The organism is Sulfurivermis sp. (assembly GCF_059410345.1).
This window is the reverse complement of the sequence record NZ_JBLJDO010000002.1, coordinates 322,056-343,077: the sequence shown is the minus strand read 5'-3', so window position 1 is coordinate 343,077 and position 21,022 is coordinate 322,056. Positions and strand designations below refer to the sequence as shown.

At 65.9% G+C, this 21,022-nt stretch carries 20 protein-coding genes; 14 read left to right on the top strand and 6 right to left on the bottom strand.

Going from position 1 to position 21,022, the window contains the following annotated elements:
• Window positions 1-139: 139 nt before the first annotated feature.
• Complete coding sequence (locus ACMV8A_RS03305) at window positions 140-1,555, bottom strand: glycosyltransferase family 39 protein (RefSeq protein WP_495324306.1); 1,416 nt, start codon at window positions 1,553-1,555, stop codon at window positions 140-142.
• 102 nt (window positions 1,556-1,657) lie between these two features.
• Window positions 1,658-3,208, bottom strand: a complete 1,551-nt coding sequence (locus ACMV8A_RS03300; RefSeq protein ID WP_495324305.1) for a glycosyltransferase family 39 protein — start codon at window positions 3,206-3,208, stop codon at window positions 1,658-1,660.
• 82 nt (window positions 3,209-3,290) lie between these two features.
• On the opposite strand from ACMV8A_RS03300, the gene ACMV8A_RS03295 reads away from it, so the two are divergent.
• Window positions 3,291-3,974 (top strand): DUF3108 domain-containing protein, encoded by a 684-nt coding sequence (locus ACMV8A_RS03295; RefSeq protein ID WP_495324304.1) that lies wholly within the window; start codon window positions 3,291-3,293, stop codon window positions 3,972-3,974.
• Between the two features lie 90 nt (window positions 3,975-4,064).
• Here the strand turns inward: ACMV8A_RS03295 and ACMV8A_RS03290 are convergent, their stop codons facing one another.
• The 4 genes from ACMV8A_RS03290 to apbC form a co-directional block, all read right to left on the bottom strand.
• Window positions 4,065-5,510, bottom strand: a complete 1,446-nt coding sequence (locus ACMV8A_RS03290; protein ID WP_495324303.1) for a PHP domain-containing protein — start codon at window positions 5,508-5,510, stop codon at window positions 4,065-4,067.
• Between the two features lie 33 nt (window positions 5,511-5,543).
• A complete protein-coding gene (locus tag ACMV8A_RS03285) occupies window positions 5,544-7,409 on the bottom strand; it encodes an LTA synthase family protein (RefSeq protein ID WP_495324302.1) in 1,866 nt (621 codons plus the stop codon).
• Between the two features lie 11 nt (window positions 7,410-7,420).
• Window positions 7,421-7,969, bottom strand: coding sequence for a deoxycytidylate deaminase (locus tag ACMV8A_RS03280; protein WP_495324301.1), 549 nt, complete (start codon window positions 7,967-7,969; stop codon window positions 7,421-7,423).
• A 138-nt stretch (window positions 7,970-8,107) separates the two neighbouring features.
• Window positions 8,108-9,196, bottom strand: coding sequence for an iron-sulfur cluster carrier protein ApbC (gene apbC, locus ACMV8A_RS03275; RefSeq protein ID WP_495324300.1), 1,089 nt, complete (start codon window positions 9,194-9,196; stop codon window positions 8,108-8,110).
• Window positions 9,197-9,405: 209 nt separating this feature from the next.
• Between apbC and metG the strand changes: the two genes are divergently transcribed.
• The 13 genes from metG to ACMV8A_RS03210 all read left to right on the top strand — a co-directional run bounded on the left by metG (window position 9,406) and on the right by ACMV8A_RS03210 (window position 21,020).
• Complete coding sequence (gene metG / locus ACMV8A_RS03270) at window positions 9,406-11,481, top strand: methionine--tRNA ligase (RefSeq protein WP_495324299.1); 2,076 nt, start codon at window positions 9,406-9,408, stop codon at window positions 11,479-11,481.
• Window positions 11,482-11,616: 135 nt separating this feature from the next.
• Complete coding sequence (gene rsxA, locus ACMV8A_RS03265; RefSeq protein ID WP_495324298.1) at window positions 11,617-12,198, top strand: electron transport complex subunit RsxA; 582 nt, start codon at window positions 11,617-11,619, stop codon at window positions 12,196-12,198.
• Window positions 12,199-12,319: 121 nt separating this feature from the next.
• Window positions 12,320-12,868 carry an electron transport complex subunit RsxB gene (gene rsxB, locus ACMV8A_RS03260; RefSeq protein ID WP_495324297.1) on the top strand — a complete coding sequence of 183 codons (549 nt, stop codon included), beginning with the start codon at window positions 12,320-12,322 and terminating at the stop codon, window positions 12,866-12,868.
• A complete protein-coding gene (rsxC, locus tag ACMV8A_RS03255) occupies window positions 12,865-14,526 on the top strand; it encodes an electron transport complex subunit RsxC (protein WP_495324296.1) in 1,662 nt (553 codons plus the stop codon). The genes rsxB and rsxC overlap by 4 nt, the downstream gene beginning before the upstream one ends.
• A 106-nt stretch (window positions 14,527-14,632) precedes the next feature.
• Window positions 14,633-15,667 (top strand): electron transport complex subunit RsxD, encoded by a 1,035-nt coding sequence (gene rsxD, locus ACMV8A_RS03250; RefSeq protein WP_495324295.1) that lies wholly within the window; start codon window positions 14,633-14,635, stop codon window positions 15,665-15,667.
• A gap of 2 nt (window positions 15,668-15,669) precedes the next feature.
• Entirely contained in the window at window positions 15,670-16,323 is a 654-nt protein-coding gene (gene rsxG, locus ACMV8A_RS03245) for an electron transport complex subunit RsxG (protein WP_495324294.1), read from the top strand.
• Window positions 16,316-17,005: an electron transport complex subunit E gene (locus ACMV8A_RS03240; protein ID WP_495324293.1), complete on the top strand. Its 690-nt coding sequence runs from the start codon at window positions 16,316-16,318 to the stop codon at window positions 17,003-17,005. The genes rsxG and ACMV8A_RS03240 overlap by 8 nt, the downstream gene beginning before the upstream one ends.
• A gap of 65 nt (window positions 17,006-17,070) precedes the next feature.
• The gene (locus ACMV8A_RS03235) at window positions 17,071-17,283 is read left to right on the top strand and encodes an AbrB/MazE/SpoVT family DNA-binding domain-containing protein (RefSeq protein WP_495324292.1); all 213 of its coding nucleotides are present in this window, start codon (window positions 17,071-17,073) and stop codon (window positions 17,281-17,283) included.
• Window positions 17,283-17,657, top strand: coding sequence for a type II toxin-antitoxin system VapC family toxin (locus ACMV8A_RS03230; protein ID WP_495324291.1), 375 nt, complete (start codon window positions 17,283-17,285; stop codon window positions 17,655-17,657). Before ACMV8A_RS03235 ends, ACMV8A_RS03230 begins: the two co-directional genes overlap by 1 nt.
• 12 nt (window positions 17,658-17,669) lie before the next feature.
• Window positions 17,670-18,362 carry an endonuclease III gene (gene nth, locus ACMV8A_RS03225; RefSeq protein ID WP_495324290.1) on the top strand — a complete coding sequence of 231 codons (693 nt, stop codon included), beginning with the start codon at window positions 17,670-17,672 and terminating at the stop codon, window positions 18,360-18,362.
• Window positions 18,363-18,414: 52 nt separating this feature from the next.
• On the top strand, window positions 18,415-18,837 hold the full coding sequence (locus tag ACMV8A_RS03220) for a DUF1841 family protein (protein ID WP_495324289.1): 423 nt from the start codon (window positions 18,415-18,417) through the stop codon (window positions 18,835-18,837).
• A gap of 104 nt (window positions 18,838-18,941) precedes the next feature.
• Window positions 18,942-19,319 (top strand): hypothetical protein, encoded by a 378-nt coding sequence (locus ACMV8A_RS03215; RefSeq protein ID WP_495324288.1) that lies wholly within the window; start codon window positions 18,942-18,944, stop codon window positions 19,317-19,319.
• Window positions 19,320-19,418: 99 nt separating this feature from the next.
• Window positions 19,419-21,020, top strand: a complete 1,602-nt coding sequence (locus ACMV8A_RS03210) for an efflux RND transporter periplasmic adaptor subunit (protein ID WP_495324287.1) — start codon at window positions 19,419-19,421, stop codon at window positions 21,018-21,020.
• Window positions 21,021-21,022 lie beyond the last annotated feature (2 nt).

The following is a 21,022-nucleotide window of genomic DNA, read 5'->3' as shown; positions in this document are numbered from 1 at the left end:
GGAACAGCCCGCAGGGCGAGACAGCGGGGCCGCCTTTCTTTGGTTACTTTCTTTGGCGGGACAAAGAAAGTGACCCGTGCGCGGGGCGGCTCCCCGCATTCAATCAAACCGTGGCGTAGCCACACTACAACAGCCTGCGTCACCCGCCATAGCCATCGCAACGATACAGGCTGTAACTGGTCGCCACCGTGCCACGCAACACAACGCTCACCTCGTCCGCCGGCACGCATTGCGCAAAGCGTTGCTGCCAGCGCGCCGCATCGTTGCGGAACTGCCAGGGCACCACCAGCACGCCGCGCGCCCCCGCCTGCGGCGTGCCAAACCAGAGGTCATTCTGATCGTAGCGATCGTCGGCCACCTGCACCGGCCGCGGCCGCGCGTGCCAGGCGAGGTGGCTGGCGTAGGACCAGTTGCCGGCAAACACTACCGGTTCCACGCCCTCTTCCGCCGCCATCTGCAGGCGTAATTCCTCGGCGCGCTGCGCCGTCTGCTCCCAGCCATGCAGGTCGGCAAAGGGATACTGATTCTCGGCGAACGGCAGCCAGGGCACGGTCAGCTCGCTGTGCAGGATCAGGGTCAGCAGCAGCGAATAGCCGAAGCCGCTCCAGGCGATGATGCGCACCGGTCGCCGCGACCAGTGTTGCAACAGCCAGTGGGCGATGAGCGGGGTCAGCAGCGCCCAGCCGAGCAGGGTCCAGTGCGGCAGGGTCGGCTCGAAACCGCTGCTCCAGCCGAACAGCAGCAGCGGCGGCAGGGCCAGCACCAGCACATGGCGCGCCGCCGGTTCGCGCCAGCGGCGCAGGCCGCCGATCACCGCCGCAATGCCGAGCATGTACAGCGCCGGACCGTAGGCCACCAGTTGTCCGGCCTGGGACAGCAACAGGCGCGACAACTCCCAGGAGCGGGCCGGCATGCCGTGGCCGAGCTGGTAATGAAAGGAAAGCCAGTCGTGCTGCCAGTTCCACCACAGCACCGGCGTGATGAGCAGGGCGGCGACCGCCACCGCCAGCCAGGGCCAGGGCGTGCGCAGCAACACCCAGCGCCCGGACAGCGCCAGCAACAGCACGGCGCTCAGGGCCAGGGTCACCGCGGTGTACTTGGCCAGTCCCGCCAGACCGAGCAGCACGCCCAGCCACAGCCAGTCGCGCACCATGCCACGGTCGAACACCCGCCACAGCACCAGCGCAGCCGCCAGCCCCAGCGGCAGCAACGGCGTATCCGGCAGCATGGCCAGTGACAGCACCTGGAAGGCCAGGGCCGAATGCAGCAGGGCCACAGCGATGAAGGCGGTCCAGGGCGAGGCCTCCGGATAGAGCGCGCGCGTCAGGCGAAACAACGCAAAACTGGCCAGCGCCCCCAGCAGCACCGGCCACAGGCGCAAGGCGAACTCGCTGGCGGAAAACAACAGCGCCACTGCCTGCAACCAACCCACCAGCGGCGGGTGGTCGAAATAGCTCAGGGCCAGGTGATAACCGTACAGGGCGTAGTGGGCCTCGTCGCCGGACAGCTCGACGCGGCCGGCCGCCAGCAGGTGCAGCAGGGAACTGAATGCCACGAGCAGCGATGCTGCCCGCCCGGGACTCATCGCGGCGGAAGCTGGAACTGGGGCCAATCTTGGAATCCCGTGGCGTAAATAAAGTGGGGGATTATACCCAAATCACTCTGCCGCCGACGCTTCCGGTACATAGAACACGTACCAGCGCAGGGACAGGTCCGGGTTCTGCACCTCCAGCAGGCTGTGCTGCCGCCAGGCCCCTTCCGGCAAAACGAGGCGCTGGGGCACATCCGCGCGGGCCATGGCCTCGGCATCGTACTTTTCGATGAACAGGCACAGCGGCGCCAGCGGTTGTTCCTTTGCCCACAGGTGGTACTGGCTCATGCGCGTTTCCAGGGTGACGCCCACCCGCCGCGGGGCATTGAGCAGCCAGGCCACCATGCCGGCGCTGGCGTGGTTGCCGGCGATGATGCCGCAGTCCGCCCCCGCCGGCTGCGTGGCCTCCAGCTCCGGCAGCAGGCGGCGCAGTTCGGCCCCCACCTGATCCCAACCGTAGGCCTGGCTCAACTGGGTGCGCTTGGGGGTCATCTCCTCCCCCGCCACCTGCTGCAGCCAGTGGGGAAAGCGCAGCAGATTGACGAGCAGCAGGCTGGCCAGCGCCGCCAGCACCACCAAACCGAGCAGCAGCGGGCGGGCACGGCCACGCGCCCGCGCCGGCGGATAGAGCCAGCGATTGAGGGCGCCGGCGAGCAGGAGGGTGCCCGGCACATAGGCCGTCTCCGGCCAGTTGGGGCCGCTGTCGGCGGTCAGGCCGGCGGCGCCGAACACCAGCAGCGGCAGCCAGAAGCCGGTGGCGAACAGGGCGCGGCCGTAGCCGCTCAAGCGCTGCGGACCGCCGGCGCCGAAGCTGGCCCAGGCCATGGCGAGCCAGGTCCACGGCATGGCCACCGCCATCTGGCCGCCGATGAACATCAGCAGCATCGTCCAGGGGTCGGCGGCAATGCTGCGCTGCACCCCGTGACCGAACTGGAAGGCGAAGGAGATCCAGTCATGCTGCCAGTTCCAGACCACCACCGGCATGAAGACCAGCACTGCCGACAGCGCCCCCAGCCAGGGCCAGGGGCCGGCCAGCTGACGCCGCCCGGCGCGGGACATGAGCAGGGCGAAGAACACACCGCCCAGCACCAGCACTGCCGGGTATTTACCCAACAAGGCCAGGCCGGCGCACAGCCCGGTCACGAGCCACAGTGCCGGCCGCTGTTCCTCCACCGCGCGCCAGGCCAGGTAATAGGTGCACCAGGTGAAGATGATGAGGGGACTGTCCGGCGTGACGATATGAAAACCCGCCTGCACGATGGGCAGGGTGCTCCAGATCAGCACCGCCAGACCGCCGGCACGGGCCTGGCCGTAGGCGCGCCGCGCCAAGTCGTAGGCCAGCAGCGCACCCACCAGCCAGGACAGCAGCGCCGGCAGGCGCAACACCGCGGCGCCGTGACCGAACAGTTCGGTGAACGGCCGCATCAGCCAGGCCACCAGGGGCGGATGGTCGAAATAGCCTGCCTCCAGCCGCTGCGACCACACCCAGTAATAGGCCTCGTCCGGCAGCAGGCCGAGACTGAGCCAGGCCAGCACGTTGCCGGTCAGGGTCAGCGCCAGCAGGGTCAGCAACCAGGGGGGAAAGGCGCGCGCCTCGCGCATCTGTTCGAGAAACATCGTCAGCTCATCCGACCGGAACAGCGGGCGAGTATATCAGCGTTATGTGTCAGCATCGGTGCGGCTTGCTACACTGGCCGCCATGAATCGCCTCCTGCTTACCCTCTGCCTCCTGCTCCTCGCCGGCGCCGCGGCCGCCGACGGCTACCGGCCGCAGCCGTTCCACGCCCGCTACTCGGTGCACGTCAATGGTTTCAAGGTGGGCGAGATCGAACGCACGCTGCGCATCGAGGCCGACGGGCGCTACGTGCTGGAGAACCTTGCCTACGCCACCGGACTGGTGTCGCTGTTCACCAAGGACCGCGCCCTGGAGCGCAGCACCTGGATCTATAACGACGATCATGCCCTGCCCATCGAATATTTCGCCCACTACACCGGCCGCTCCAAGGACGTGGTGGAGCGGCTCGATTTCGACTGGCGCCGCAACATCGTCGCCTCGCTGCGCGACGGCAAGGTCACCGAAGTGGCGCTGGTTCCCGGCACGCTGGACAAGCTGATGCACCAGGCCATCCTGCGCGGCGACGTGGCGGCCGGCACCCGCCACATCGAATACCCGGTGGCCGATCGCAACGAAATCAAACCCTACCAATATGAAGTGCTCGGCAGCGAGGAAGTGGTCACCGCCCGCGGCCGCGTGCGCGCCATCAAGGTGCAGAAGGGCACCACCACCTTCTGGCTGGCACCCGAGTGGGACTATTTGCTGGTGCAGCTGATCCAGAAGAACGACGACGGCACCTTCGCCAGCTATTTGCAGGCGCAGAAATAAAATAACCGACAAGATCAACAGGAATGAGCAAGATGTGTCTTGCTGATTTGTTTATCGTTCCCACGCAAAGCGTGGGAACGATAGCAGCCCCTAGCCCCTAGCCCCCAGCACGCGGCGCCACTCCCGCACGCCCAGCACCATCGCCGCCAGCAGCAGCGGTAGTCCTGCATACATGGCCATGGCACCCAACTGCTCGGTGACATCGCTCAACACCACATCACCCCGGGCGGTGGTGGCATAGATCTCCACGCCGCGCCAGAACAGCACGCCACCCACCCCACCCAGCCAGGCGATCAGCAGCAGGCGCGTGACGCGCACGCCGCGCCGCGCCAGCGGCGCCGCCGCCACCACGAGCAGCACGCCCCACAGCCACCAGCCCGCCACGCGCGGCCAGGACAACTCGGCCGCATAGCGCACGGTTTCCACCACGGGCGTGAACACCAGACGCAGGGTGGAGGGTGGGCCGAGATAGCCGGCCACCACCGGCGTGATGGCGGCGCGCTCGCGCGCGCGCAGGATGTCCACCACCGCCGCCGCCCGCTGGTCCGCCGTCAACTGCGCCGCACCGGGAACGCGGAAGGCCGTCCAGGTGCGGGTGAAGCCACCCCAGCCGTGCCAGTCGGTGGATGACACCAGCACCACCTTGCCCGCGCGCTCCAGTTCCAGCATGGCCGCGCGCACGTCGTGGGGAATATCAGGGTGACCGTTGTTGACGATCTCGAAACCGTCGACACCGGCCGCAACCAGGGCATGCACCGCCGGCGCATCGAGGCGCCAGGCCATGGAGATCACTGCACCGCCGTGTTCGTTGTGCACCGCAGCGACGAAGCGGCGCGCGTAATCATCGCGGTCGGCCCAGAAGTCGGGCAGTGCCACACCCTGGCGCAGGCCGAGGCCCAGCAAGAAGCCACCGTACTCGCTGCCCACCTCGATGCCCGGGATCACCGCCATCGCCGGGAAGTCGCGCGCCGCCACCGCGCGGGCGTGGAAGGAGCCCGCCGGGTCGTCGTGCTCGGTGATGGCGGTGACGTCATAGCCGCGCGCGGCGTGCCAGGCGAGGTTCACCGGCGCGCGCACCAGGCCGTCGTGGGAACCGAGGGTGTGACTTTGCAGGTCGGCGATCAGCAGATCGGCGTCGTCCACCGCCAGGCGCCAGCCGGGGAAATGGACGTGGGAGACGAACAGCACATAGGCGGTCAGACACCACACCGCCGCCAGCGGCGCCAGCGTCATGCGCAGTACGCGGCGCCACCACACCCCGCCGCGCCACCAGCCCCAGACCAGGGCGGCGAGCGCCAGCCAGAGCGCGGTGGCGGCGAAGGCGAGACGAAAATCAGGCGCACCGAGCAGGTAATGTCCCGGCGCCACCAAGGGCTCCAGCACCCCGGCCCAGGCCGGATATTCCAGCGCCATGCCCGCGACTGGTGCATAGTCGCGCGCGTCGAACGGCCCCATGGGATTCCACGGCAGCAGCGCCAGCGCCGTAAGAACCAGCAGCGGTATGAGGATGAGGGTGCGCATGCGTTCAGGTTTCATGATGGGATTAGTCAACCAGACGGCGAAATAATTTCAGCGCGCCCAACGATTGTCGCGCAGCAGCTCGAAGCTCAGTTGGTCACGCGCCAGCAGCTGGCGCTCCAGTTGGGCGAAATACGCCTCGTCCTCGTCCGCGCCCTCGCCCACCGCCTCCAGGCGCTGATGCAGGTTGTGCTTCACATAGCCGTGCGCGCCGACCAGGGCGATGCTCTGGCCGCCCTCGGTGACGAAGGCATGGCCGCTCTGCTTGCGCAGCATCGATTCGCCCAGGGCGGCGAACTCCTCGGGCAGACCGAGCAGGTCGATGATGGTGGGCATCACATCCAGTTGCGAGGCGATGCTGTCGTTGCGGCCGGCGGCGACGATGCCCGGCGCGTAGATGAGCAGCGGAATGTGGAACTGCTTGAGAAAGCCGCCGCGCTGATAGTGGGTGGCGTGATCGGCGGTGAAGATGAAGATGGTATTGGCAAACCACGGCTGTTGCCGCGCCGCACGCATGAACTCACCCACGCTCCAGTCGGAGTAGTGCAGCGCGTTGATGTAGCCGTTTTCATCGTCGTAGCCGTGCGGCTCGCGGATGACGTGGCCCTCCAGCGCCGGATAGGGCGTGTGGGTGGTGCCGGTGAAGGCATAGGCGAGAAACGGCTTGTCCGTGGCATCGAGCCGCCCCTTGAGGAACTGCAGCATGTCGTAGTCCCAGCCGAAGGTGGCGAGTCTGGGATCGGGATAGTTCAGCAACAGCGGGATATCTTCCTTGCCGTAGAACTCGCGGAAGCCGGCGGCGCGCGCCACGCCCTGGATCTTGAACGAATCGCGATCGGAACTCTGCACGAACACGCTGTGATAGCCGTGGCGCTCGGCCAGGGCGCCGAGACGGGTGAAATTGGACACGCCGATGCCGGCATCGATGCGCGGCAAGCCTTTCAGCGCCGGGATGCCGGTGAGTGTCGCCTGCACGCCCTCGATGCTGCGCTGGCCGGCGGCATAGAAGCGGGTGAACATCAAACCTTCGGCCGCCAGGGCGTCGAAGTTCGGCGTGGCGCCGATGCCGCGTCCGGCGAAGCTGTCCACATAGTCGAAGTTCCAGCTTTCCAGCAGTACGAACACCAGGTTGCGACCGTTGGGCGTCACCGCGTAGCGCTGCAGCATGGGAAAGCGCGGGTCGTGCACGGCGCGCTCCTCGGCCAGGATCGCCACCGCTTCTTCCGTAGGGAAGAAGTGGTGATCCACCGGGTCCAGGTTGAGCGAGAACACCATGGTGGTGAACACGCCGTTGAGGGCCAGGTGACCGTAGGCCGAGTCCCCATCAGCGTAGGCATCGATGATCTCGATCACCTTGCCGCCAATACCGCCGCGCCCCACCACGGCGAGCAACAGAAACAGCGCCAGGTACTGCGCTGCCGCCCAGCGCATCGGCTGCAACGGCACCCGCAGCACGCGCTGCCATAGCCAGGCCAGTGCCGCCGCGAACAAGACAAACAACAGCAGCGCCCACCAGTAGGCCTTGAAGGCGTAGTCGACCATGAAGCCCCAGTCATCGCGCAGCAGGATCAGCTCATAGGAGACGTGGCGGCGCACCTGTTCGAAGTAGATGATGTCCGCCACCAGCAACAGCACCATCGCCAGGGTGAACAGCCAAAGCACCCAGGCCAGACTATCGAACCACCAGCGCCGATCCAGCCAGCGCAGCGGCAACGCCATCAGCAGCAGGGGGATGGCGAACACCCGCGCGATGACCGCGCCGTCGAAGCGCAGACCATGGACGAAGGCCGAGACCACGGCACCGAACGCCAGCTGCTCAAACTGCTGCGGATACAACACATAGAGCAGCGCGCGGCCCAGGGTGAACAATCCCAGGGCAATGGCGAACAGCAGCAGGCCTTTGTGCAGGCGGGTCATGCAGGTGGGCATCAGAAACGGCGCAGCAACTGCTGCATGATCTTCTGGAAGAAACCGCCGGGCGCCACGGTGATGCGCGCATTGTCGACGTTGATCTCCTCCGGCGCATACATGGTGAGCGCCACACCGGCCTCGCGGTACATCTCGTAGGACAGCTCCAGATCATCGGCCCAGCGCGACAGAAAGTCCTCGCTCGGCGCAATGCACACCACGCGGCCGATCTCGTCCTGAATCAGCTTGGAGGCGCAGCGCGGACAGGGCGGATGGGTGACGTAGACCGTGCAGCCGCGCAGGTCGCGCTTGGCGAAGATCAGCGCGTTCTCCTCGGCGTGGATGGTGAGGTTCAGCTTGCGCGCCCGATCCACCAGGCGTTCGGTGGTATCGGCCACCCCGGCGGCGAAACCGTTGTAGCCCAGCGACACAATGCGATTGCCGTCGGTGATCACCGCTCCCACCTGCGACGACGGGTCCTTGCTCCAGGCCGAGATGTGAGCGGCAAGGCCGAGGAAGCGGGTGTCCCACTTCTTCGTGGCGGCGGAGATGTCGGTGCTATTGGTCATCGCAGTGGCTGCCGTAGGCGGTTGAGGCCTAGCAAGTTACAAGTTTCAAGTTACAGGTTTCAAGGAAAACCGGGCGCCGCATAAGAAAACGGGGCGGTTTCCCGCCCCGTTGTCCCGTCAGTTGCCGCTGGCCACCGATTATTGAATGACGATCTTCGGGAACTTGGTGCTGTAGTCCTTGGCCTTCAGCGCCAGCTTGGCGGCAACGCGGCGGGCGATGTCGCGGTAGATCTGGGCGATGCGGCTGTCCGGCTCGGCCACCACGGTGGGCTTGCCGTTGTCGGCCTCCTCGCGGATGCGGATGTCCAGCGGCAGGGCACCCAGGAACGGGATGCTGTACTGCTCGGCCATGCTCTGGCCGCCGCCCTGACCGAAGATGTGTTCTTCGTGGCCGCACTTGGAGCAGATGTGGATGGACATGTTCTCCACCACACCGAGCACCGGCACCTCCACCTTCTCGAACATCTTGTAGGCCTTGCGCGCGTCGAGCAGGGCGATGTCCTGCGGGGTGGTGACGATCACCGCGCCGGATACCGGCACCTTCTGCGCCAGGGTCAGCTGGGTGTCGCCGGTGCCGGGCGGCAGGTCGATGACCAGATAATCCACCTCGCGCCACTGGGTGTCGTTGAGCAGCTGCTCCAGGGCCTGGGTGACCATCGGGCCGCGCCAGATCATCGGGGTGTCCTCGTCGATGAGGTAGCCGATGGACATGGATTGCAGGCCGTGGCTGATCACCGGGTTCAGGGTCTGGCCGTCGCTGGACTCGGGGCGGGTACCGCCCACGCCCAGCATGCGCGGCTGGCTCGGGCCGTAGATGTCGGCGTCGAGGATGCCCACGGTGGCGCCTTCGGCGGCCAGGGCCAGGGCCAGGTTGACCGAGGTGGTGGACTTGCCGACGCCGCCCTTGCCGGAGGCCACGGCGATGATGTTCTTCACGCCCTTGATGTGCTTGACGCCCTTCTGGGCGGCGTGGGAGGCGATCAGGGTGTTGACCTTGACGGTGGCACTGCCGACACCGGCAACGGACTCCACCTTGGACTTGACGGCCCCGGCCAGCTCATCGGCATAGCCCTGGGCGGGGAAACCGAGGACCACGTCCACCGTCACCTTGTCGCCGTCGATGGCAATGTTCTTGATGCAGCCGGCGGAAACCAGATCCTTCTCCATATAAGGATCGACGTACTGCTTGATCGCATTCTCGACCTGCGCTTGGGTCACATTGGACATCTTGAGCACTCCGTAAATGGCCGCATCCGGGGAGCGGCACGAATCACCTAGTAATGAAATCGGGTATTGTACGGACCATGGGGCCGGATAGAAAGACCCGCAATGATACCAGAGTATTTCCCTGCCCCGGGGTTCGGTGGCAAGTCCTGTCCATAATTGGTACTGTATGCCCCTTTTTCAAACCCCCGTAAGTCACTGATATCACCGCCATGACGGACATCCCCCGCAAGATTCTGGTCACCAGCGCCCTGCCCTATGCCAACGGGCCGATTCACCTCGGCCATCTGGTGGAATACATCCAGACCGATATCTGGGTGCGCTTCCAGAAGCTGCGCGGCCATCAGTGCCACTACGTCTGCGCCGACGATACCCACGGCACGCCCATCATGCTGCGCGCCGAGAAGGAAGGGATCACCCCGGAGCAGCTCATCGCCCGCGTCTGGGCCGAGCACAAGGCCGACTTCGACGGCTTCCTGGTGGGCTTCGACAACTATTACTCCACCAACAGCCCGGAAACCCGCCACTACGCCGATGACATCTACACCAAGCTCAAGGCCGCCGGCCTCATCGAGGTGCGGGCCATCGAGCAATACTACGACCCGGTGAAGGAGATGTTCCTGCCGGATCGCTTTATTAAAGGTGAATGCCCCAAGTGCCACGCCAAGGATCAGTACGGCGATTCCTGCGAGGCCTGCGGCACCACCTACTCGCCCACCGACCTGCTCAACCCCTATTCGGCGGTATCGGGCGCCACGCCGGTGCGCAAGCAGTCGGACCACCACTTCTTCAAGCTGGGCGCGTGCGCCGACTTCCTGCGCGGCTGGATCCAGCCGCCGCGGGTGCAGGCCGAATCGGCCAACAAGCTCGCCGAGTGGCTGGACGCCGGCCTGTCCGACTGGGACATCTCGCGCGACGCCCCCTATTTCGGCTTCGAGATCCCCGGCGCCCCCGGCAAGTACTACTACGTCTGGCTCGATGCCCCCATCGGCTACATGGGCAGCTTCAGGAATTACTGCGACCAGAACGGCCTCGACTTCGACGCCTATTGGGACAAGCACAAGGCGGCCCGGGAAGGGACCGAGCTGTACCATTTCATCGGCAAGGACATCCTCTATTTCCACGCCCTGTTCTGGCCCGCCGAACTGGAGAGCGCCGGCTACCGCACCCCGACCGGCGTGTTCGCCCACGGCTTCCTCACCGTCAACGGCACCAAGATGTCCAAGTCGCGCGGCACCTTCATCACTGCGTCCAGCTACCTGCAACACCTCAACCCGGAATGGCTGCGCTACTACTTCGCCGCCAAGCTGGGCAGCGGCGTCGATGACATCGACCTCAACCTGGAGGACTTCGTCGCCCGCGTGAACGCCGACCTCATCGGCAAGTACGTCAACATCGCCGCGCGCACCGCCAGCTTCATCGGCAAGCGCTTCGGCGGCAAGCTGGGCGCCCACGACGAGACGACCAACCTGGAAAGCGAGATCAGCGCCGCCGCCGGCACCATCGCCGACGCCTACGAGCAGCGCGAATACGGCAAGGCGGTGCGCGAGATCATGCGCCTGGCCGACCTCGCCAATCAGTACGTGGACGGCAACAAGCCGTGGGAACTGGCCAAGGACAGCGCCAACGACGCGCGCCTGCATGCCATCTGCACCACCACCCTGCAAGTGTTCCGCGATCTGTCCATCTATCTGAAGCCGATCCTGCCCAAGGTCGTTGCGCAGGTGGAACAGTTCCTCGGCACCGGCGTGCTGTCCTGGAATGACATCCCTGCGCGCCTGCCGGCCGGCCACGCGGTCAACGCCTACAACCACCTGATGACCCGCATCGACGCCAAGCAGATCGACGCCCTCATCGCCGCCAACACCGCCAGCATGACACCGGCTGCGGACAGTCACTCCCAGGTGCGCCACGCCGAGCATCAACAACACGAGACCCAGACCACCATGGACCCCATCGCCGACACCATCAGCATCGACGACTTCGCCAAGGTGGACCTGCGCGTGGCGCGCATCGCCGCCGCCGCCTACGTGGAGGGCGCCGACAAGCTGCTGCAGCTCACCCTGGACCTGGGCGGGGAAACCCGCAATGTCTTCGCGGGCATCCGCTCCGCCTACGAACCCAAGGACCTGGAAGGCCGCCACACCGTGATGGTGGCCAACCTCGCCCCGCGCAAGATGAAGTTCGGTCTGTCCGAGGGCATGGTGCTGGCCGCCGGACCCGGCGGCAAGGACCTGTTCATCCTCAGTCCCGACAGCGGCGCCCAACCAGGCATGCGCATCAAATAGGCAGATACAAGTTACAAGCGCAAAGATTAAAGAGGATTGCGAATGATCATTCTTGCCCAAGCGCCGCTTCTGCTATCTTTGCACTAACCATTTAAGGTACTTGTATCTTTTTTCTTTCCACTTGCCTCCGACTTCATGACCGAATACGCCCTCATCCTCGTCAGCACGGTGCTGGTCAACAACTTCGTGTTGGTGAAGTTTCTCGGCCTGTGTCCGTTCATGGGCGTGTCGCGCAAGCTGGAAACTGCCATCGGCATGGGCCTCGCCACCACCTTCGTGCTCACCCTGTCGTCGATCAGCAGTTACCTGGTGAACGAGTTCCTGCTCGCCCCGCTCGGCATCGAATACCTGCGTACCATCGCCTTCATCCTGGTGATCGCCGTGGTGGTGCAGTTCACCGAGATGGTGGTGCACAAGACCAGCCCGGTGCTGTATCAGGTGCTCGGCATCTTCCTGCCGCTGATTACCACCAACTGCGCCGTGCTCGGCGTGGCCCTGCTCAATACCAAGGCGCAGCACAGCTTCCTCGAATCCGCCGTCTATGGCTTCGGCGCCGCCGTCGGTTTCTCCCTGGTGCTGGTGCTGTTCGCCGCCATGCGCGAGCGCATCACCGTCAGCGACGTCCCCACCGTGTTCCGTGGCCCCGCCATCGCCCTGATCACCGCGGGTCTGATGTCGATGGCGTTCATGGGCTTCTCCGGCCTGGTGAAGGGCTAAGGGCTTGGGTCCGCGAATGAACGCAAATACACGCCCATATGTAGCACCGCGACACGACTCCGTCTCTCGCATGAACTCCATTCGCGTTTATTCGCGTTCATTTGCGGACTGCATTTAAACGATGCTTACCGCGATCCTCGCCCTCGCCCTGCTCGCACTGGTCTTCGGCCTGCTGCTCGGCTATGCGGCCGTGCGCTTCAAGGTGGAGAGCGATCCCATCGTCGACAAGATCGACGCCATCCTGCCGCAGACGCAGTGCGGCCAGTGCGGTTTCGCCGGTTGCCATCCCTATGCCGAGGCCATTGCCAAGGGCGAGGCCGACATCAACATGTGCCCCCCCGGCGGCGAGACAGTGGTGATGGCGCTGGCAGATCTGCTGGGGCGTGATGCCAAACCGGTGGAAGGCGGTGCCAAGGAAAAAATGGTTGCCTTCATCGACGAACAGACCTGCATTGGCTGCACCCTGTGCCTGCAGGCCTGTCCGGTGGATGCCATCCTCGGCGCCGCCAAACAGATGCACACCATCATCGCGGACGAATGCACCGGCTGCGAACTGTGCGTGGAACCCTGTCCGGTGGACTGCATCAGCATGATCCCGATCAAGGTGGAGCCCGCCACCTGGACCTGGCCGTATCCGGCCGCCAGCATCAAGCCGGGAACCGCGTCATGACCAGACACGTCGGCAATCATCACGCCACTCCGCGCAAGCTGTACCGTTTCCACGGTGGCCTGCACCTACCCGATCACAAGGCGTTGTCCTGCGAACCGCCGATCCAGCCCGCCCGCCTGCCCAAGCGCCTGGTGCTGCCCTTGCAGCAGCACATCGGCGCGCCGGCCAAGCCGGTGGTGGAGGTGGGGCAGCGTGTGCTCAAAGGGCAGATGATCGCCCAGCCCGACGGTTTCGTCAGCGCGGCGCTGCACGCGCCCACCTCGGGTGTGATCACGGCCATCGAGGAACGCGCGGTACCGCACCCGTCGGGCCTCAGCGCCCCCTGCATCGTCCTCGACAGCGACGGCGAGGATCGCTGGACCGAACTGCATCCGCACGCCAACTGGGCTGCGCTCAGCCCCAGCGAGCTGCGCACCCTGATCCGCGAGGCGGGTATCGTCGGTCTGGGCGGCGCCGGTTTCCCCAGCTTCATCAAGCTCAATCCCGGCGCGCGTACCGAAGTGGAGACGCTGATCCTCAACGCCGCCGAGTGCGAACCCTACATCACCTGCGACGACCGCCTGATGCGCGAACGGGCCGACGAGGTGATCGCCGGCGCCCGCATCATGCGCCACGCCCTGCATGCGCGCCACGTGGTGATCGGCATCGAAGACAACAAGCCGCAGGCCCACGCCGCACTGCGCGAGGCCCTGTCCCGCCACGACCGCAGCGATATCGAACTGGTGCAGGTGCCGACGCTGTATCCCACCGGCGGCGAGAAGCAGTTGATCAAGGTGCTCACCGGCAAGGAAGTGCCGGCGCAGGGCCTACCCATCGACATCAACATCGTCTGCCACAACGTCGCCACCGCCGCTGCCGTGCATCGCGCAGTAGAGCTGGGCGAGCCGCTGATCTCGCGCATCGTCACCGTTACCGGCCGTGGCGTCGTCAGCCCGCGCAACCTGGAAGTACTCATCGGCACGCCCGTTGATGACCTGCTGGCACAATGCGGCGGCACCACACCTACACTGTCGCGCCTGGTACTGGGCGGCCCGCTGATGGGAATTATGCTGCAACACCGCGGCCTACCGATCACCAAGACCGGCAACTGCGTCCTGGCACTCACGCCGGGCGAGTTCGGCCAGCACGGTGCGGTGCGCAACTGCATCCGCTGCGGTGAATGCGCCCGCGTCTGTCCGGCCAACCTGCTGCCGCAACAACTGTACTGGCATGCCCGTGCCAAGGACTTCGACCACGCCCAGGACTACAACCTGTTCGACTGCATCGAGTGCGGCTGCTGCGCCTATGTCTGTCCCGCCAATCTGCCCCTGGTGCAGTACTACCGCTACGCCAAGACCAGCATCTGGACCCAGGCACGGGAAAAGAAAAAGGCCGAGCTGGCGCGCGAGCGCCACGATTTCCGCACCGAACGCCAGGAGCGGGAAAAGGCCGAGCGCGCCGCCAAGCTGGCGAAGAAAAAGGCTGCGCTGGAAGAATCGCCCGCCGCCGACAGCGAGGAGGCCAAGAAGGCCGCCATCAAGGCGGCGATGGAGCGGGCCAAGGCCAAGCGCGAGGCCGCCGGCGTCGAACCGCAGAACACCGACAACCTGACACCGGAGCAGCAGCGCCAGATCGAAGAGGCGGATGCGCGCCGCGCTGCGACGGATAAGGAAGAGTGAGTCCGCGAATGAACGCAAATATGCACAAATACAAAACCCCATACACGGTTGTTCCATGTGTTATTTGCGTCCATTCGCGTTCATTCGCGGAGCGAGATAATTCACCATGAACCACCCGATCGTCAGTTCACCGCACCTGCACGGCCCGGCCAACGTCAGCAACGTGATGTTGCGCGTGGTGTACGCGCTGCTGCCCGCCGTCGCCGGCTGCATCTGGCTGTTCGGCTGGGGCGTGCTGATCAATCTGCTGGTGGCCATCACCACGGCGCTGGCCAGCGAGGCCGCCGTGCTCGCCCTGCGCCGCCGCCCGATCCTGCTCACCCTGCGCGACGGCAGCGCCCTGGTCACCGCCCTGCTGCTGGCCGTTGCCCTGCCGCCGCTGGCGCCGTGGTGGTTGGTCGCCACAGGCAGCTTCTTTGCCATCGTGTTCGCCAAGCAGCTGTATGGCGGCCTGGGCTTCAATCCGTTCAATCCGGCCATGGCCGGTTATGTGCTGCTGCTGGTATCGTTTCCGCAGGAGATGACCTCCTGGGCCGCACCCGCCGGCCTGCGCAGCGCCGACCTCGGCCTGGTGCAAGTGCTGCTGCACAGCCTCACCGGCGCCCTGCCGGCGGACATCCCCATGGACGCCCTCACCTCCGCCACCGTGCTCGACACAATGAAAGTGCAGCTGGGCATGGCGCACACGGTGAGCGAGATCCGCGGCGGCCCGATCTTCGGTTATCTCGGCGGCAAGGGCTGGGAGATCATCAACGGCCTCATCCTGCTCGGTGGCCTGTGGCTGCTGTGGCGCCGCGTCATCACCTGGCACGTGCCGGTGGCGGTGCTGGGCAGTCTGGCGCTGATCGCCACGCTGTTCCACCTCATCAATCCCGAACTCTACGCCAGCCCGCTGTTCCACCTCGCCAGCGGCGGCGCCCTGCTCGGCGCCTTCTTCATCGCCACCGATCCGGTGAGCGGCGCCACCAGCGCACGCGGCCAGCTGGTGTTCGGCATCGGCGTGGGCCTGCTGATCTTCGTCATCCGCACCTGGGGCGGCTTCCCCGACGGCGTCGCCTTCGGCGTGCTGCTGATGAACATGGCCGCCCCCGCCATCGATTACTACACCCAGCCGCGGGTGTACGGCCACAACAGGGGCTGACGATGCCGTTCAAGAAGATGCTGCTCAGCGCCTCCCTGCTCGGCCTGTTCGCCGTCATCGGCACCTCGCTGGTGGCGTTCACCTATGAAAGCACGCGCGAGCGCATCGCGCAGAACGAGCGCGACACCCTGCTGCACAGCCTGCATGCCCTGATCCTGCCGGAACGCTACGACAACGACCCGGCCATCGATCGCACCGAGATACGCGACCCGGCGCTGCTGGGCAGCAACGCGCCGCAACAGGTATACCGCGCGCGCAAGGGTGGCCAGCCGGTGGCCCTGGCGCTGACCGCCGTGGCCCCCGACGGCTACAGCGGCGACATCCACCTGCTCATCGCCATCAATCACGACGGCAGCCTGGCTGGCGTGCGCGTCACCAACCACCGCGAAACCCCCGGCCTGGGCGACAAGGTTGACACAACCCGTTCCGACTGGGTGCATGGCTTTGCCGGCCGCTCGCTGGACAACCCGGCGCCGGAAAAATGGAAGGTTAAGAAGGACGGTGGCGTGTTCGATCAGTTCACCGGCGCCACCGTCACACCGCGCGCCGTGGTCAAGGCAGTGCACAACGCGCTGCACTATTATCAGCAGCACCGCGACACGCTGTTCGACGACGGCGCGGCAACGGCGTCGCAACAGGAGGCCCCCCATGGCTGACAAGTCCCTGCGCCAAATCGCCGGCGACGGCCTGTGGCACAACAACGTCGCCTTCGTGCAGATCCTCGGCCTGTGCCCGCTGCTGGCGGTGACCTCCAACGTGGTCAACGGCCTCGGCCTCGGTATCGCCACCCTGCTCACCCTGGTGCTGTCCAGCGTCACCGTCTCGGCGATCCGCAACCTGATCCGCCCGGACATCCGCATCGCGGTGTTCGTGATGCTCATCGCCAGCATCGTCACCGCCATCGAACTCGCCATGAATGCCTGGTTCCACGAACTGCACGGCATCCTCGGTATCTTCATCCCGCTGATCGTCACCAACTGCTCGATCCTGGGCCGCGCCGAGGCCTTCGCCTCCAAGAACAACATCGGCCGCGCCTTCGTCGACGCCTTCACCATGGGCCTCGGCTTCGCCGCCGCCCTGGTGCTGCTCGGCGCCATGCGCGAGCTGCTCGGCTCCGGCACCCTGTTCGACCAGGCCCATCTGATGTTCGGCGAGGCCGCGCGCTCCTTCAGCCTCACCGTATTCGATGACTACAAGGGCTTCCTCCTCGCCATCCTGCCGCCCGGCGCCTTCATCGGCCTGGGGCTGCTCATTGCCCTGAAGAACGTCATCGACCAGCGTCGTGTGCGGCACACCGAACCTGCCACCCGTACCGCCCAAGTCCCCGCCGCGCCCTGATCCACCCAGCGGCCGGCGTGCTATGATTCTTACCAAACCGGCATCGAATGCCTGGAGGTAAGATTATGGCGGCCACGGCAACCCTATCGAACAAGTTTCAGATATCCATCCCCAAGGCGATCCGGGACATGCAGCACTGGCAGGCCGGCCAGGAATTTGTATTCATCCCCAAAGGCAGCGGCGTATTGGTCATCCCCGTACCTGAACTGAACCAATTGGCCGGCATCGCCAAGGGCGCCAATCCGGAAAACTACCGGGATCACGGGGATCGTTATTGATGCGGGTGGTCGACACCTCGGCCTGGATCGAGTGGCTGATCGCCGGCCCACTGGCGGAAACCCTGGGCAGGGAACTCCCACCCCAGAGCGAATGGATCGTACCCACCCTCGTGCAACTGGAACTGTCCAAGTGGCTGGTGCGTGAAGTGGGTGAAGACGAGGCGGATCGGGTCATCGCCTACACCCAGAAGTGCATCGTGGCATCCCTCGACACCCAGACCGCCCTGCTGGCCGCCGAACTGCACCGCCAGCACAAACTGGCCACTGCCGACGCCATCGTCTATGCCACCGCGCTGCAACACGGCGCCGACCTGCTGACCTGCGACATGCATTTTGCCAACCTGCCCGGCGTCATGTTGCTGCAAAAAAGCTGACCACCGCTCACCATGAATGCCGCCAAACGCCACGAAATCTTCACGCGCCTGCGCGCGGAAAACCCCGCCCCCACCACCGAACTGCACTACAGCACGCCGTTTGAGCTGCTGGTGGCGGTAGTGCTGTCGGCACAGGCCACCGACAAGGGCGTCAACAAGGCCACCGCCAAGCTGTTTCCCGTCGCCAACACACCGCAGGCGATCCTCGGTCTCGGCCTCGACGGGCTGAAGGAATACGTCAAGACCATCGGCCTATACAACAGCAAGGCGGAGAACATCATCAAGACCTGCCGTATCCTGCTGGAGCAGCATGGCGGTGAAGTGCCCGCCGAGCGCGCCGCACTGGAGGCGCTGCCCGGCGTCGGCCGCAAGACCGCCAACGTGGTGCTCAACACCGCCTTTGGCCAGCCCACCATCGCTGTCGACACCCACATCTTCCGGGTGAGCAACCGCACCGGCATCGCGCCGGGCAAGACCGTGCTGGAGGTGGAAAAGAAGCTGGAGAAGGTGGTGCCGGCGGAATTCAAGCAGGACGCCCACCACTGGCTGATCCTGCACGGCCGCTACATCTGCGTGGCGCGCAAGCCCAAGTGTCAGGCCTGCATCATCGAAGACCTGTGCGAGTACAAGCACAAGACCAGCGACGAAGGCGAAAAAGCATCTCACCGCAAAGGCGCAAAGAGCGCCAAGAAAACCAAATCATGACCTACCGTGGATCAAACCTTTGCGCTCTTTGCGCCTTTGCGGTGAAGCCGTGATGCTGTTCGGCAATGACAGAACCGCGTTGCGCCGCTTCTATCTGGATGCCTGGCGCAAGCTGCGCGAGAACCTGCCGCTGGAGCCGCTGGAGCGGCAGATCGCCGAGGTGGTGAGCGAGCACCCGGAATACCATGCGCTGCTCGAAAGCGAGGAGTCATTGGCGCAGGACTACACCCCGGAGATGGGCCAGTCCAATCCTTTCCTGCACATGGGCATGCACATCGCCATCCGCGAGCAACTGGGCAACGACCGCCCCGCCGGCATCGTCACCGCCTACCGTGCCCTGTTGCTGCGCCTGGGCGATGCCCATGCGGTCGAACACCACATGATGGAGTGCCTCGGTCAGGCCCTGTGGGAGGCGCAGCGCGCCGGCCGTGCCCCCGACGAGGCGGCCTACCTGGCCTGCCTGCGGCGAGGGTGAGGTCACACTGATTGGACGGTTTCATCCTGCCGCCGCTGTGATAGGCTTGCGGAACCGCCGCTCAGAGTGGCGGTCACATGTTTACCCCGCATACGGAATCCATGATGCAAGGTTGGCGTAAGGCGATCATCTGGCTGGTGCTGCTGTGGCTGCCCGTACAGGGTTTTGCCGCCGGCTTCATGCCCTTCGCCTGTCACAAGCACGACACCGCCAGCAGCGCCCTATCCCAGCACGACGGTCACCACCACGAATCCCATGCCCACCACAGCCATGACCAGGCCGAGTCTGACGATGGCCTGAGCCATGCGCTGGCCTGCGACAACTGCAACCTGTGCCAGTTGTGCGGCGCCCTGGCCCTGCCCGCGGCGGCACTCAAGGATCATGCCCCCTTGTCCGGCGGCGTCGATGCCACCATGACGCCACGCCTGCCATCCTTCATCCCCGCCCTGCCACACCGACCTCCCCGCGCCCTCCTCGTCTAGGGACGGTTCCGCACCGGCCCGGCGCGCCCCTGCGCGTCGTCTGCGTGTGTCCCGTCCTGTCGTCCGGATGTTTTGTTTCCGTACCCGACGAGGATCATCATGCGTATTCTGTTCACCCTGCTGCTGGCGCTGTGGGCGCCGGTGTTGCCGGCCCATGAGGGCCACGACCACGGCGCTGCGGCACCGGCATTGCCGGCCACGCCGCTCGCCCCCCGTTTCGAGGCCCACGGTTCGGGCCTGGAGCTGCTCGGCCGCCTGCACGACGGCGAGCTCACCCTGTGGCTCGATGCCTACGACAGCAACGAGCCCATCACCGGCGCCGCACTGAGCCTGGAGGCGGGTACGTGGAGCGCGGAGGCGGTGGAGAGCGCCCCCGGACGCTACCGCGCCGACGCCGGTCCAATGCGCCAGCCCGGGCGTCACAACCTGATGATCTTCATCCACGCCGGTGATATCGACGAGGTGCTCATCGCGGCGCTGGAGGTCGCGCCAGAGGCGCATGCGGACACCCACAACCACTGGCTGGAATGGGCGATCGCCGCCGGTATTTTGCTGGCCGCGGGCGCACTGCTGGCAGGCCGCCGCCGTCTCCTGCGCGGCACGCCGCTCGCCGCCCTGCTGCTGGCGCTACTCATCATGCCGGACACCCATGCCGGACCGGGACACGATCACGGCGCAGAACCCGCCACGGTGCAGCCGAACGACGACACGCCAGCGCGCCTCCCCGGTGGCGGCCTGTTCCTGCCCAAGCCCAGTCAGCATCTGCTGGCGATCCGCACCCAGCTCGCGCAACCGGGCGAACTGGCGCGCAGCGTGGAGCTGATGGGCCATGTGGTCCCCGACCCCAACGCCAGCGGCGCGGTACAGGCACCACGCGCCGGCCGTCTGCTCGCCGGCCCCGACGGCCTGCCGTATCTGGGGCAGGGCGTGCGCAAGGGTCAGATGCTGGTGCGGCTGGTGCCGCTGGCCGCTGCCATCGATCACGGCGAAAAGGAGGCACAGCTGGCCGAGATCAAGGGCGAGCTGGAGGTGGCGGAGCGACAACTGATCCGCCTGCAGCAGTTGCGCGACAGCGTGACGGAAAAGGAACTGGACGCCGCCGCCGTGGCGGTGCGCAGCCTGCAACGGCGACGCGATGCGGTGGCCGCCGGCCTGTACAAGGACGAAGCGCTCACCGCCCCCCTCGACGGCGTGATCAGCCTCAGTACCGTTCGTGCCGGCGGCGTGGTGGCGGCCGGCGACATCCTGTTCGAGATCGTGCAGCCGCAGCGCCTGTGGGTGGATGCCGTCGCCTTCGATGCCGGACTCGCCGCACGCATCCGGGATGCCAGCGTGCGCCTCGCCTCCGGGGCGGTAGTGCCGGCGCGCCTGCTCGGTGCCGGCACGCGTCTGCGCCAGCAGGCAGTGCCGCTGCAATTCGAGTTGCTGCCACCGCTGCCGGCGCTGGCGGTGGATGAAAAGGTCACGGTCTACGCGCGCCTGACCGACAGCATGCATGGTGTTGCATTGCCGCGCGAGGCGGTGACGCGCGGCCCGGGCGGTGAGTGGCGCGTGTGGCTCAAGCAGGGTGCCGAACACTTCACTCCGCAGCGGGTAAGCATCGAGGCGCTGGACGGCGCCAGCGTCGCCATTACCGCCGGCCTCGGCGGCGGCGAGCGCGTGGTGGTGCAGGGCGCGTCCCTGCTCGAACAGATCCGCTGAGG